Origin of the sequence: Streptomyces sp. LHD-70 (genome assembly GCF_031157275.1) — a bacterium.
GTDB lineage: Bacteria > Actinomycetota > Actinomycetes > Streptomycetales > Streptomycetaceae > Streptomyces.
The window spans coordinates 223,069-236,159 of record NZ_JAVIFW010000007.1 but is presented as its reverse complement, the minus strand read 5'-3'; the positions used below and the strand labels follow the sequence as shown (position 1 = coordinate 236,159).

The 13,091-nt window shown below is 71.7% G+C and carries 11 protein-coding genes; 4 read left to right on the top strand and 7 right to left on the bottom strand.

The features are described from left to right. From RCO28_RS15990 to glyA, 6 genes are read right to left on the bottom strand one after another with little or no spacing between them, the layout of a single operon-like run. Positions 1 to 1,374 (bottom strand): L-serine ammonia-lyase, encoded by a 1,374-nt coding sequence (locus RCO28_RS15990; RefSeq protein ID WP_308941789.1) that lies wholly within the window; start codon positions 1,372 to 1,374, stop codon positions 1 to 3. Continuing rightward, positions 1,374 to 1,994: a sarcosine oxidase subunit gamma family protein gene (locus tag RCO28_RS15985; protein ID WP_308941788.1), complete on the bottom strand. Its 621-nt coding sequence runs from the start codon at positions 1,992 to 1,994 to the stop codon at positions 1,374 to 1,376. Before RCO28_RS15985 ends, RCO28_RS15990 begins: the two co-directional genes overlap by 1 nt. Beyond that, on the bottom strand, positions 1,987 to 4,884 hold the full coding sequence (locus tag RCO28_RS15980) for a sarcosine oxidase subunit alpha family protein (protein WP_308941787.1): 2,898 nt from the start codon (positions 4,882 to 4,884) through the stop codon (positions 1,987 to 1,989). The genes RCO28_RS15985 and RCO28_RS15980 overlap by 8 nt, the downstream gene beginning before the upstream one ends. Then, positions 4,881 to 5,201 carry a sarcosine oxidase subunit delta gene (locus RCO28_RS15975; protein WP_308941786.1) on the bottom strand — a complete coding sequence of 107 codons (321 nt, stop codon included), beginning with the start codon at positions 5,199 to 5,201 and terminating at the stop codon, positions 4,881 to 4,883. Before RCO28_RS15975 ends, RCO28_RS15980 begins: the two co-directional genes overlap by 4 nt. Positions 5,202 to 5,224: 23 nt before the next feature. Next, positions 5,225 to 6,445 (bottom strand): sarcosine oxidase subunit beta family protein, encoded by a 1,221-nt coding sequence (locus tag RCO28_RS15970; protein ID WP_308941785.1) that lies wholly within the window; start codon positions 6,443 to 6,445, stop codon positions 5,225 to 5,227. Then, positions 6,442 to 7,758, bottom strand: coding sequence for a serine hydroxymethyltransferase (gene glyA / locus RCO28_RS15965; RefSeq protein WP_308941784.1), 1,317 nt, complete (start codon positions 7,756 to 7,758; stop codon positions 6,442 to 6,444). The genes RCO28_RS15970 and glyA overlap by 4 nt, the downstream gene beginning before the upstream one ends. A gap of 389 nt (positions 7,759 to 8,147) precedes the next feature. Between glyA and RCO28_RS15960 the strand changes: the two genes are divergently transcribed. From RCO28_RS15960 to RCO28_RS15950, 3 genes are all read left to right on the top strand, one after another. Next, positions 8,148 to 9,233, top strand: coding sequence for an S-(hydroxymethyl)mycothiol dehydrogenase (locus RCO28_RS15960; protein WP_308941783.1), 1,086 nt, complete (start codon positions 8,148 to 8,150; stop codon positions 9,231 to 9,233). Next, on the top strand, positions 9,230 to 9,850 hold the full coding sequence (locus RCO28_RS15955; RefSeq protein ID WP_308941782.1) for an MBL fold metallo-hydrolase: 621 nt from the start codon (positions 9,230 to 9,232) through the stop codon (positions 9,848 to 9,850). Before RCO28_RS15960 ends, RCO28_RS15955 begins: the two co-directional genes overlap by 4 nt. Positions 9,851 to 10,054: 204 nt before the next feature. Continuing rightward, positions 10,055 to 10,720, top strand: coding sequence for a GntR family transcriptional regulator (locus RCO28_RS15950; protein WP_308941781.1), 666 nt, complete (start codon positions 10,055 to 10,057; stop codon positions 10,718 to 10,720). A 47-nt stretch (positions 10,721 to 10,767) separates the two neighbouring features. Here RCO28_RS15950 and RCO28_RS15945 read toward each other — a convergent pair whose 3' ends face one another. Continuing rightward, positions 10,768 to 11,682 carry a LysR family transcriptional regulator gene (locus RCO28_RS15945; protein WP_308941780.1) on the bottom strand — a complete coding sequence of 305 codons (915 nt, stop codon included), beginning with the start codon at positions 11,680 to 11,682 and terminating at the stop codon, positions 10,768 to 10,770. A 73-nt stretch (positions 11,683 to 11,755) separates the two neighbouring features. Between RCO28_RS15945 and RCO28_RS15940 the strand changes: the two genes are divergently transcribed. After that, positions 11,756 to 13,042: an MFS transporter gene (locus RCO28_RS15940; RefSeq protein WP_308941779.1), complete on the top strand. Its 1,287-nt coding sequence runs from the start codon at positions 11,756 to 11,758 to the stop codon at positions 13,040 to 13,042. The last annotated feature ends 49 nt before the right edge of the window (positions 13,043 to 13,091 follow it).

Sequence of the window (13,091 nt, the reverse complement as noted above, 5' to 3'; positions counted from 1 at the left end):
TCAGCATTCGATGACGTTGACGGCGAGGCCGCCGCGGGCGGTTTCCTTGTACTTGTCCTTCATGTCGCGGCCGGTGTCACGCATGGTCTTGATGGCCTTGTCGAGCGTGACCTTGTGGGTGCCGTCCCCGGCGAGCGCCAGGCGGGCGGCGTTGATCGCCTTCACCGAGGCGACGGCGTTGCGCTCGATGCACGGGATCTGGACGAGCCCGCCGACCGGGTCGCAGGTCAGGCCGAGGTTGTGCTCGATGCCGACCTCGGCGGCGTTCTCGACCTGCGCGGGCGTCCCGCCGAGCACCTCGCAGAGCGCCCCGGCCGCCATGGCACAGGCCGAGCCGACCTCGCCCTGACAGCCGACCTCCGCTCCGGAGATGGACGCGTTCTGCTTGAAGAGGATGCCGATGGCGGCCGCCGTGAGCAGGAAGCGGACCACGCCCTCGTCGTTCGCGCCGGGCACGAACCGCACGTAGTAGTGGAGTACGGCCGGGATGATGCCGGCCGCGCCGTTGGTCGGGGCGGTGACGATACGGCCGCCGGAGGCGTTCTCCTCGTTGACGGCCAGGGCGAACAGGTTCACCCAGTCCATGACGTGCAGCGGGTCCCGCTCCCCGGAGCCCGCGCTCAACTCCTGGAAGAGGCCGGGCGCCCGGCGTGGCACGCGCAGGCCGCCCGGAAGAACGCCCTCGCGCCGGCAGCCGCGGTCCACGCAGGCCCGCATGACCGACCAGAGGTGCAACAGCCCGGCCCGTGTCTCGTCCTCGCTCCGCCAGGCCCCCTCGTTGGCGAGCATGACGTCGCTGATCGACAGGCCCTCGCGGGCGCAGAGTTCGAGCAGCGCGCCCGCCGTGCCGAAGGGGAACCGGACCTGGGTGGTGTCCTCCACGACGCGGTCGGCGCCGGTGGCGGCCTCGTCGACGACGAAGCCGCCACCCACCGAGTAGTACGTCCTGGCGGCCAGCTCCCGGCCGTCCGCCGCGAGCGCCCGGAACGTCATGCCGTTGGGGTGCGCGGGCAGCGACTTGCGCCGGTGCAGCACCAGGTCCGCGTCGCTGTCGAAGCGGACCCGGTGCTTGCCGCCGAGCAACAGGTGCCCGTCGGCCCGCACTTCGGCCACCCGGTCGTCGGACCGCTCGGTGTGCACGGTGGCCGGGTCCTCGCCCTCCAGGCCGAGCACGACCGCCTTGCCGGAGCCGTGCCCGTGCCCGGTGGCGCCGAGCGATCCGTACAACTCCGCCTGGACTCGGTCCACTTGGGCCAGTCGCCCGTCGTCCTCAAGCAGCCCGACGAAGCGCCGGGCCGCCCGCATCGGCCCCACCGTGTGCGAGGAGGAGGGGCCGATGCCGACCGAGTACAGGTCGAACGCGCTGAGCGCCATCAGGTCACCTCGGGCTGCGCGTACTCGTCGATGGCGTCGAGCAGCCAGCGCGCGAGGTAGTCGGCGAACGAGGAACGCGGGAACAGCCGGTACGAGGGTGCCTCGTCGGTCTGCCAGAGGATCACCGGCACCGGCCCGACCTGCGTGGCGACGGCCCGGCTGGGGCCGAAGGCGCGCGGGTGCAGATCGAGCACGCAGCCCTTCTCCAGGACCTCGCGGGCGGCGGGGCCGGAGAGCTCAAGCGTGGTGCGGTTGGCCGAGACGTCCACGACCGCGCCCGGGTCATCCCCGAGCGCCTCCGTCAACTCGGCGGTCAGGGACGGGCTTTCGGCCTGCGACACGACCAGCCACTCGTCCGGCCCGAGCCAGAGCACGGTGTGCGGACCGGCGGAGGTGGTCTCGCCGCAGGTGCGGGGGAGGGGCGTCGCCAGGGTCTTCTCGATCCGCGCCGCCGCCTCCGCATCCGGGTCGACGCGCACGCTCACCATGGAGATGTACGGCCACTCGGCGAGCGAGACGCCACGGGGGCCCGTGACGGTCGCCGCGCGAAGGCGCTCCTCCAGGTGCGCGAGGGGGCTGCGGCGCAGGGCCGCCGGTCCTGCGGTGGTCGGCTCAGCCATCGCGCTTGGTCCCTTCGGGGTCGTAGAGGACGGATTCGGAGACGAGGCAGGGCACCAGCGTGTCGCCGACCGGGGCGAGCACGGTCTCGCCGATGCGATGGCGCCCGTCGGCCACGAGCGCGAGCGCGAACGGGCGGCCGAGTGCCTCGCTGTGGTAGCTGGACGTGACATGGCCGAGCATCGGCACCGGACCCGCCTCGGGCGTCAACGGCACGCCCTGGGCGACGAGTTGGGCCCCCTCGGGCAGTCGTGTCGTCCCGTCCGACGGCAGCAGGCCGACCAGGTGCTTGCGGTCCGTGCGCGCCGTGTCGGGGCGGACGAAGGAGCGGTTGCCGACGAAGTCCTTGCGCTTCGACACCACCCAGTCCATGCCCGCGTCCTGCGGGGTGACCGTGCCGTCGGTGTCCTGGCCGACGATGATGAAGCCCTTCTCGGCCCGCAGCACGTGCATGGTCTCGGTGCCGTACGGAGTGATGTCGTACGGCCGGCCGACCGCGTCGACCTCCTCCCACACCGTGAGCCCGTACCAGGCCGAGACGTTGATCTCGAAGGCCAGCTCACCGGAGAACGAGATACGGCAGATCCGGGCCGGGATGCCGGAGGCGAGCGTCGTCTCGCGGAAGGCCATGAACGGGAAGGCCTCGTTGGACACGTCGATGTCCGGGGCGAGTTGGGCGATCACCTCGCGGGACTTCGGGCCGACCACGGCGATCGTGGACCACTGCTCGGTCACCGAGGTGCAGTGCACGTCGAGCTCGGGCCACTCGGTCTGCAGCCACTCCTCCAGCCAGTCCAGGACGTTCGCGGCGCCGCCGGTCGTGGTCGTCATGAAGTAGCGGTCCTCGTCGAGGCGCAGGGTCACACCGTCGTCGAAGATCATGCCGTCCGGCTTGCACATCACGCCGTAGCGGGCCATGCCGGGCTTCAGCTTCTTGAAGGCGTTGGTGTAGACGCGGTTGAGGAACTCGCCCGCGTCCGCGCCCCGGATCTCGATCTTGCCGAGCGTGGAGGCGTCCATGAACGCCACACCCTCGCGGGCCGCGCGGCACTCGCGCGCCACGGCCCGGTCCATGTCCTCGCCGGGCCTCGGGTAGTACCAGGGCCGCTTCCACTGGCCGACGTCCTCGAACTCCGCGCCGTTCGCCACGTGCCAGGAGTGGATGGACGTGCAGCGCTCCGGGTCGAACAGCTCGCCGCGCTCCCGGCCCGCGAGGGCGGCGAAGGCGATCGGCGTGTACGGGGCGCGGTAGGCGGTCGTGCCGATCTCGCCGGGCGAGGCGCCCGCGCCGAGCGCCTCGGCGATCACGCCGATCGCGTTGACGCCGGAGGTCTTGCCCTGGTCGTTGGCCGTGCCGAGCGAGGTGTAGCGCTTGACGTGCTCGACGCTGCGCATACCGGCGCCGGTGGAGCGCCACACGTCGGCGACCGTCACGTCCCGCTGGTGGTCGACGAAGTGCGTGTCCCACGTACCGGGATCGCCGCCGCCGGGCGCGGGCACCAGCCACACGGCCCGCGTCGGAGCCACGGCGGGCCGCACCGCGTCGACCGGCGGCACCGGCACCGGGAACCCGGCGTCCGTGGCGGCCAGGGCACCCGCGCGGGCGCCCTCGACGAGGCAGCCGTCGAGCCCGTACGTGCCGCGCGCGGCGCCGACGACCTGCTGGTCCCGTACGACGGTGGAGGGCACGAAGGCCGCCAGGTCATCGTCCCAGCGGAGCTTGCCCTGCCGCTGCGAGTGCAGGTGGACGACGGGGCTCCAGCCGCCCGAGACCGCGAGCAGATCGCAGTCCAACTCCTCGGCGGAACCGGTGAGTTGACCGTCGGCGTCGAGACCCTGGACGGTGACGCCGGTGAGGCGGTCCGGGCCCGCGGTGTCGACCACGGTGGTGCCGGTGAGGACCCGCACCCCGGTCGCCGACGCCGACTCGGCGGCCCGCGCGGACAGTTCGGGGCGGGCGTCCACGACGGCGGCGACCTCGACCCCGGCGGCGTGCAGATCGGCGACCGTGTCGTACGCGCTGTCGTTGGTGGTGGCCACCACGGCACGCGAACCCGCCGCCACCGCATAGCGGTTGAGGTACGTGCGCACGGCACCCGCGAGCATCACGCCGGGCCGGTCGTTGCCCGCGAACACCAGCGGACGCTCGTGGGCGCCGGTCGCGAGGACCACCTGCCGGGCCCGGATGTGCCAGAGCCGCTGCCGGGACACGCCCTGCGGCGCCTCGGGACCCAGGTGGTCGGTGCGCTTCTGCAGCGCCAGGACGTAGTTGCCGTCGTAGCTGCCGAAGGCCGTGGTGCGGGGGAGGACGGTGACCTCGGACGCGGCGTCCAGGGCCGCGCGGACGTCGGCGACCCAGTCGAGCGCGGGCTGCGAGGCGACCGTGTCGGCGCGCCCGGAGAGCAGCGAACCGCCCGGCTCGGCCTGGTCGTCGACGAGGATCACGCGGGCCCCGGACTCGGCGGCAGCGGCGGCGGCCGCGAGCCCGGCCGGGCCCGCGCCGATCACCAGGACGTCGGTGTGCACGTACTTCTTGTCGTACATCGAGGTGTCCGGCGTCGGGTCGAGCCGGCCCATGCCGGAGAGCGTGGTGGCCGTGAGGCCGTCGTACAGCTCCACCATCGTCGCGGGCAGCATGCCCTCGGAGCAGTGGCTCTCGACCTGGATCAGCGCGTTGGACTCCTCGACCCCGGCGGAGACGATGCCGCGCGGCCGGCCCCGGTACAGGGACGGGGCGACGTTCACGACGCCGTTGGCGAGCATCGCGGAGGCGACGGTGTCGCCGGCGTGACCGGTCAACTCCCGTCCGTCCACGCTGAATCGGAGCACGGAGGCGCGGTCGATACGGCCGCCGGTCGGCAGCCGGTGTTCCTGCTCGGACTGATCGGTCATCGCTTTCCTCCGGCCTGCGCGACGGCCTGCGCTGCGGCCTGCTGCGGTTCGGGGCGGGGCTCGTCGAGCCGGTAGGCGGCGAGCATCTCGTTGGTGACGGTGTCGCGCAGGACGTTGAACCAGCGGCGGCAGCCGGTGCTGTGCATCCAGCGCTCCGCGAAGGGGCCCTTGGTGTTGTCGCGGTAGAAGACGTACTCGGCCCACTGCCGGTCGTCGAGGTCGGCGGGGTTGCCGGGGTAGGGCACATGGGCCTGGCCCCCGTAGTGGTACTCGGTCTCGTCACGCGGCCCGCACCAGGGGCAGTTGATCAGCAGCACGGTCTGCTCCTCTCCACAGGCTTTCAGTGGGCCACGGCGGCGGCGCCGTGCTCGTCGATCAGGGCGCCCGAGGTGAAGCGGTCCAGGGCGAAGGGGGCGTTCAGGGGGTGCGGCTCGCCGGTCGCGATGGTGTGGGCGAAGGTCCAGCCGGCGGCCGGGGTGCCCTTGAAACCGCCCGTGCCCCAACCGCAGTTGACGTACAGGTTCTCCACCTCGGTGGTGGAGATGATCGGCGAGGCGTCCGGGGTGGTGTCCACGATGCCGCCCCAGGTCCGCAGCACGTGCGCCCGCGCGAAGATGGGGAACAGCTCGACGGCGGCGGCCATCTGATGCTCGATCACATGGAACGAACCGCGCTGCCCGTACCCGTTGTACGAGTCCACGCCCGCGCCCATCACCAGCTCGCCCTTGTGCGCCTGCGACACGTACACGTGCACGTGGTTGGACATCACGACGGTCGGGTGCACCGGCTCGTGCAGCTCGGAGACCAGCGCCTGCAGCGGGTGCGACTGGATCGGCAGCCGTACGCCCGCCCGCTCGGCGAGGACGCTGCTGTGCCCGGCGGCGGCGAGCGCGACCCGCCCCGCGTTGATGCGGCCGCGGTTGGTCTCGACGCCGACGACCCGGTTGCCGTCCTTGATGAAGCCGGTGACCTCGCAGCCCTGGATCAGGTCCACGCCCATCTCGTCCGCGCGCCGGGCGAGGGCCCAGGCCACGTGGTCGTGCTTGGCGATGCCCGCACGCGGCTGGTAGGTGGCCCCGAGCACCGGGTAACGGGTGTCCGTGGACACGTTGAGGATCGGACAGACCTTGGCGACCTCGTCCGGCTCAAGCCACTCGGCGTCCACGCCGTTCAGCTTGTTGGCACCCACACGGCGCACGCTCTCGCGGACGTCCTGCAGCGTGTGCGCGAGATTGAGCACACCGCGCTGGCTGAACAGGAAGTCGTAGTCCAGCTCCTCGGGCAGCTGCTCCCACAGCTTGAGCGCGTGCTCGTAGATCGCGGCGCTCTCGTCCCACAGGTAGTTGGACCGGATGATCGTGGTGTTGCGCGCCATGTTGCCGCCGGCCAGCCAGCCCTTCTCCAGGACGGCGACGTTGGTGATGCCGTGGTTCTTGGCGAGGTAGTAGGCGGTGGCCAGGCCGTGGCCGCCCGCGCCGACGATGATCACGTCGTACGAGGAGCGCGGCTCGGGGTTGCGCCAGAGCCAGTCGGGGTGCTCCGGCAGCGACTCGGTGGTCATGCCGCTTCTCCGTTCAGGTGGGCGTAGAGGGGGAAGGCGTAGGCGAGCTTCTCGACGCGGTCGCGCAGCAGGGCCGCGCGCTCGTCGTCGAACCGCTCGTCCTTGAGGGCCTGGGCGATGATGTCGGCGACCTCGCGGAACTCGGCTTCGCCGAAGCCGCGGGTGGCCAGGGCCGGGGTGCCGATGCGCAGCCCGGAGGAGACCATCGGCGGGCGCGGGTCGAAGGGCACCGCGTTGCGGTTGACGGTGATGCCGATGCGGTGCAGGCGGTCCTCGGCCTGCTGCCCGTCGAGCGCGGAGTTCCGCAGGTCGACCAGGACCAGGTGGACCTCGGTGCCGCCGGTGAGGACGGTGATGCCCGCCTCGGCCACGTCGTCGGCGAGCAGCCGCCCGGCCAGGATGCGGGCACCGTCGAGGGTGCGCTGCTGCCGCTCGCGGAACGCCTCGGACGCGGCGACCTTGAACGCCACCGCCTTCGCCGCGATCACATGCTCGAGCGGGCCGCCCTGCTGGCCGGGGAAGACCGCCGAGTTGATCTTCTTGGCGAGCGAGGCCTTGCTGAGGATCACCCCGCCGCGCGGCCCGCCGAGCGTCTTGTGCGTCGTGGTGGTGACAACGTCCGCGTACGGTACGGGACTTGGGTGCAGACCGGCGGCGACGAGCCCGGCGAAGTGCGCCATGTCCACCATCAGATACGCGCCGACCTCGTCCGCGATCCGCCGGAACGCGGCGAAGTCCAGGCGGCGCGGGTAGGCGGACCAGCCGGCGACGATCAGCTTCGGCCGGTGGGTGCGGGCGAGCTCCGCGACCTCGTCCATGTCGATCCGCAGGTCGGACTCGCTCACGTGGTACGGCACCACGTTGTAGAGCTTGCCGGAGTAGTTGATCTTCATGCCGTGCGTGAGGTGGCCGCCGTGCGCGAGGTCGAGCCCGAGGATTGTGTCGCCCGGGTTCAGGAGGGCGAACATCGCGGCGGCGTTGGCCTGGGCACCGGAGTGCGGCTGGACGTTGGCGGCCTCGGCGCCGAACAGCTCCTTCACGCGGTCGATCGCCAGCCGCTCGACGACGTCGACGTGTTCGCAGCCGCCGTAGTAGCGGCGGCCGGGGTAGCCCTCGGCGTACTTGTTGGTGAGGACCGAGCCCTGGGCCTCCATCACGGCGGCGGGGGCGAAGTTCTCCGAGGCGATCATCTCGAGAGTGGACTGCTGGCGGTGCAATTCCTCGGAGAGCGCCGCGGCGACCTCCGGGTCCAGGCCCTTCAGAGGGAGGGAGAGAAGAGCTCCGTCATCGGTCACCGACGGATTCGCTGCCATGCCGAACACCACCTTCGAACCACGGGGAAGCATTAATATGTGACTGATATATCAGCTCTTCCAGGAAGGTAGAGCGTGCCGCCGCAGCGGGTCAAGAGGTGGGGAACGGTAAGTGAAATCCGGCCGTGGCCCTGCGTTCCGACGAGCCTTCGACGAGCCCTTGACCGGCGAGGTCACCCCGCATACGTTGCGACCGGCATTGATATATCAATCGCCTGGCAGGCTCAGGCGCCCGTGGATCCCCAACTCCCGCGATGATCAGGTTCGTGCTCGGCCACCTGCTCACCGACCACGCCGCCCGGCGGTCGGACCGGTGGCGGCGAGTCCCGTCGGCCGCGAGGTCGTTGACGTACCCGTAAGAACGCACACCGAGACAGAAGGAGTACGACATGCAAGAAGTCCGCGGCGTCGTGGCCAGGGCGAAAGACGCGCCGGTCACCGTTGAGACGATCCGCATCCCCGATCCCGGTCCCGGCGAGGTCGTCGTGAAGGTGCAGGCCTGCGGGGTCTGCCACACCGATCTGCACTACCGCCAGGGCGGCATCAACGACGAGTTCCCGTTCCTGCTCGGCCACGAGGCGGCGGGCCTGGTGGAGACCGTCGGCGAGGGTGTCACCCAGGTCGAGCCCGGTGACTTCGTGGTCCTCAACTGGCGTGCGGTGTGCGGGAATTGCCGCGCATGTGACCGCGGCGAGCCCTGGTACTGCTTCGCCACGCACAACGCCACCCAGAAGATGACCTTGACCGACGGTACGGAACTCACGCCCGCCCTCGGCATCGGCGCCTTCGCCGAGAAGACCCTCGTCCACGCCGGGCAGTGCACCAAGGTCGACCCGTCCGCCTCGCCGGCCGCCGCAGGGCTCCTCGGCTGCGGAGTGATGGCCGGACTCGGCGCCGCCATCAACACCGGCGCCGTGGGACGCGGCAAGAGCGTCGCGGTGATCGGCTGCGGCGGCGTCGGCTGCGCGGCCGTCGTCGGGTCGAGCCTCGCGGGTGCGTCCCGCGTCATCGCCGTGGACATCGACGACCGCAAGCTGGACTGGGCGAAGGACCTCGGCGCCACCGACACCGTCAACAGCAAGGAACGGGACGCGGTCGAGGCGATCCGCGAGCTGACCGGCGGCTTCGGCGCCGACGTGGTGATCGACGCGGTCGGCAGGCCGGAGACGTACCAACAGGCGTTCTACGCAAGGGACTTGGCGGGCACCCTGGTCCTCGTCGGCGTCCCCACCCCGGACATGAAACTGCCCGACATCCCGCTGATCGACGTGTTCGGCCGCGGCGGCGCCCTCAAGTCCAGCTGGTACGGCGACTGCCTGCCCGCGCGGGACTTCCCGATGCTGATCGACCTGTACCGGCAGGGCAGGCTCGACCTCGACGCGTTCGTGACCGAGGAGATCACGCTCGGGGACGTCGAGTCGGCCTTCGAGCGGATGCACCACGGCGACGTGCTGCGCTCGGTGGTGATCCTGTGAGCCGCGACCGCGTACGCGTCGAGCACACCGTCACCTCCGGGACGTTCTCCCTCGACGGCGAGACCCACCAGGTCGACAACAACGTGTGGGTGATCGGCGACGACCAGGAGTGTGTGGTCGTCGACGCCCCGCACGACGTCGACCGCATCCTGGAGGTCGTCGCGGGCCGCCGCGTGAAGGCGATCCTGTGCACGCACGCCCACGACGACCACGTCCGCGTGGCGCCGCAGCTGGCCGCCCGTACCCAGGCACCCGTACTCCTCCATCCCGACGACCGGCCCGTGTGGGAGCTCACGCACCCGGGCAGCAAGTGGGACGCCGACCTCGGGGACGGCGACGTCGTGGAGGTCGCGGGCATCGAGCTGCGCGTCCTGCACACCCCCGGGCACGCGCCCGGCGCGGTGTGCTTCTATGCGGCGGAGCTCGGCGCCGTCTTCACCGGCGACACCCTCTTCAACGGCGGCCCCGGCGCCACCGGCCGGTCGTTCAGCGACTACGACGTGATCGTGCGCTCCATCCGGGAGAAGCTGCTCCGGCTCCCCGGCGAGACCGTGGTGCACACCGGGCACGGACCGGACACCACGATCGAGGTGGAGAGGGACAACGTCCCGGCGTAGGCCGGGCGCCCACCCCAGACAGCCGGACCGCCGTGCACTGCACCCACGGCGGTCCGGCACGGGGATGGGAGACGGAGTGAGTACGGGGATGCGAGACCGAGCAATATAAGTGACCGAGTCAACCGATGTGCGGGCCAGTCACTAGACTCGGCCAGCACACGGCGCAGCACACAGGGTGCGCGTTCCGGTAGGCAAGGGGACTTCATGCAGCAGGTCGCGACCGATCCTCGGGGCGATGAACTGTCGCTCGCCGAGCGGGCGTACCGCGCCATTCGCGACCGCCTCGTCATGCTCGAGATCCGCCCCGGCGACCCGATCAACGAGGACCAGCTGATGCAGTCCCTCGGCGTCGGCCGCACCCCGGTGCGCGAGGCGCTCAAGCGGCTCCAGTACGAGCGGCTGATCACCACCTACCCGCGCCGCGGCACCTTTGCCACCGACGTCAACATCACCGACCTGGCCCATATCTCCGAGGTCCGCCAGGAACTGGAACCCCTCGCCGCCGCCCAGGCCGCCCGCCGCGCCACGGCCGCCGACCGCGAGGCGCTCGCCACGCTGCTCGCGGAGCTGAAGTCCGTGGCCGAAGCCGAGCGCGACGCCGCCGAGCTGATGCGCCTCGACCTCCAGGTCCACCGCGCCATCTACGCGGCCACGCACAACCCGTACCTCGAAGACACCCTCGTACGCCATGACAACCTCGCCACCCGCATCTGGTGCCTGTTCGTCGACCGCCTGGACGACATGTCGGGCCACGTCGAGGAGCACAGCCCACTGATCGAGGCCATCGTCGCGGGCGAGCCGGACCGGGCGGCGCTGCTCGCACGGGACCACGTGGAGGGCTTCGAGCGGGCGATCCGCGAGGCGATCTGAGCGGAGCCGCCCGCCCCGCCCGCCAAGCAGGGCGCCGTCCTCAACTCTCAGGAGTGTGGCAGGAGTTGGGCGGCCGTTCGGGTGATCGTGTCCACGGCGTGCAGCAGTGTCGGGATCTTGCGGCCGCCCGGGCGGGTCACCGCCATGATGCGGCGGGCCGGCGCGGGCTCGCCGTGCAGGCGCAGGCGCGTGACCCGGCGGTCCTCGTGCAGCCGCGCGAGCCGCGGCACCAGGAACACCCCGAAACCGTGCGCGACGAGCGCCGTGCCGGTGTCCCACTCGTCGGAGTGGTGCGCGATCTGCGGGGTGAACCCGGCGCCCATGCAGGCCGCGAGCACCAGCTGGTGGTAGGTGGTGCCGGGGTTGCCGACGATCCACTCCTCCCGAGCGGCGTCGGCCAGCGTGACCCGGCGCTTGCGGGCAAGGGGATGGTCCTGCGGTACGACGAGGTCCAACGGGTCGTCGAGCAGGGGCTGTTGGTCGAATCGGCCGTCCGTCATGGGCGGCGAGTCGGCCGTGACGACGAGGAGCGCGAGGTCCGCCTCCTGCGACAGGAGCAGGTCGAAGCAGCGGTCCGGCTCGGCCTCCACGATCCGCACCGTGACATGCGGATGCGCGTCCCGCAGCGCCGCCGCGGCGGGAGGCAGCAGGGTGCTCGCCGCCGTGGAGAAGCCGCAGAGCGTGACCTGGCCGGTGGGCTCGGAAGCGGCGGCGGCCAGCTCGGCGCGCGCCAGCTCCCACTGCTCCTGCAGCCGCTCCGCGTGCCGGAGCAGGATGCGCGCCGCGTTGGTGAGCCGGATGCCCCGGCCCTGGTGGACGAGGAGTTCGGTGCCGAGGTCGGCGGCCAGCTGGCGCAGCTGGTACGAGACGGCGGACGGCGTGTAGTTGAGGGCCTGCGCGGCGGCCGTGACGGTGCCGTGCTCGGCGACCATCTGCAGGATCCGGATCCTGGGATCAATCATGCGAATAGTTTGCACGATCGACCGCGGAATTGTTTGATTCCCCTTGTGTTTTATTCCGTGCACACTGTCCGTCGTGACGGAGTTGAAGGTTTCTTGGGGGCGGGGGCTGCCGACGGAGTCGGCTGACCGGGACCGCGGGGCGGTACGGACCGCCGCACTGCTGCTGATCGTGCTCACGGCGGGCGCCTATCTGCCCAGCCCGCTCTATCCGGACTACCAACGCCTGTTCGGCTACGGCGACTTGACGATGACGCTGCTGTTCGCCACCTTCGCGCTGGTGAGCGGACCGGCGCTGCTCCTGTGCGGCCCGGCGGCCGACACGCTCGGCCCGCGCCCGCTCCTGCGCCTCAGCGTGCTGCTCGCCGCGGCCGGTTCCGCCTGCTTCCTTCTCGCCGACAGCCCCGCGCTCCTCTTCGCGGGGCGTGTCGGCCAGGCCCTCGCCCTGGGCGCGGCGACCGGCGCGGCGCAGGCCCTGATCGTCTGGCACCGCAGTACGGCCGCCAGGATCGGCGGCCCGCTCCTCGTGAGCCTCGCCTTCGCGGGCGGCACGGCCCTCGGCCCGGCGGTCTCCGGCGCCCTGGCCCGGTACGTATCCGGCCCGCTCGTCACCCCGTTCATCCTGCACCTGGCGCTGCTCGCCTGGGTCTGGACCCGCCTCGGCCGCGCCGTCCCCCCGACGGCGACCGGACCCGGCACCCGCCGCCCCCGCCTGGCCCGACCGCGCATCCCCGCCGCGCTGCGCCCGCTCTTCCTCGTCGCCGGGTTCAACGGCTTCCTCGCCTGGGCCGTCGTCGGCATCTACCTCGCCCTCGTACCGGCCCTCCTGGAGCGGAGCCTGCACAGCAACAACCCGGCCCTGTCCGGTGGAGTCCTCGCCGCGGTCCTCGGCTGGTCGCTCATCGCCCAACTCGCCGCGGCCCGTTGGAGCACCTGGACCACGCAGCGCGTCGGCGTCGCCGCGCTCACCGTGAGCCTGCTGCTGCTCGCCGTCACCGGCGCCACGTCCCTGCCCGCCACGATCGGCTCGGCCCTGCTCGCAGGCGCCGGGCACGGCCTCGCGTTCAGCGGAGCCACCGGAGCCGTGGACGCCCGCACTCCCGTCGGTCACCGCGGCGGCGTCGGCTCCGCCCTGCACCTGCTGTTCTACCTGGGCTCCGGCACCCCGGCCGTCGCCGTCGGCCTCATGACCGCCTGTATGCCCCTGACCGCCGCGGTCACCACGCTCAGCTGGACCGCCGCAGCCCTCGGCACGCTCGCCCTGGCCCTCACGTACGGGCTCATCTCCCGTGAGCGGCGGGCGATTCGACCGGACTGTCCGCTCGGCACCCCGGCGCCGGCGAACAGCGTGGCGTGCCCCTGAGGCAGGGCCCGCACCGCTCCCGACGGTCCGTGCGGCCAGGTCAGGGCCT

Excerpts from the sequence above, each read along its gene's own strand:
- RCO28_RS15990 (WP_308941789.1), bottom strand. The coding sequence starts at position 1,374 with ATGGCGCTCAGCGCGTTCGACCTGTACTCGGTCGGCATCGGCCCCTCC.
- RCO28_RS15985 (WP_308941788.1), bottom strand. The coding sequence starts at position 1,994 with ATGGCTGAGCCGACCACCGCAGGACCGGCGGCCCTGCGCCGCAGCCCC.
- RCO28_RS15980 (WP_308941787.1), bottom strand. The coding sequence starts at position 4,884 with ATGACCGATCAGTCCGAGCAGGAACACCGGCTGCCGACCGGCGGCCGT.
- RCO28_RS15970 (WP_308941785.1), bottom strand. The coding sequence starts at position 6,445 with ATGACCACCGAGTCGCTGCCGGAGCACCCCGACTGGCTCTGGCGCAAC.
- glyA (WP_308941784.1), bottom strand. The coding sequence starts at position 7,758 with ATGGCAGCGAATCCGTCGGTGACCGATGACGGAGCTCTTCTCTCCCTC.
- RCO28_RS15960 (WP_308941783.1), top strand. The coding sequence starts at position 8,148 with ATGCAAGAAGTCCGCGGCGTCGTGGCCAGGGCGAAAGACGCGCCGGTC.
- RCO28_RS15950 (WP_308941781.1), top strand. The coding sequence starts at position 10,055 with ATGCAGCAGGTCGCGACCGATCCTCGGGGCGATGAACTGTCGCTCGCC.
- RCO28_RS15945 (WP_308941780.1), bottom strand. The coding sequence starts at position 11,682 with ATGATTGATCCCAGGATCCGGATCCTGCAGATGGTCGCCGAGCACGGC.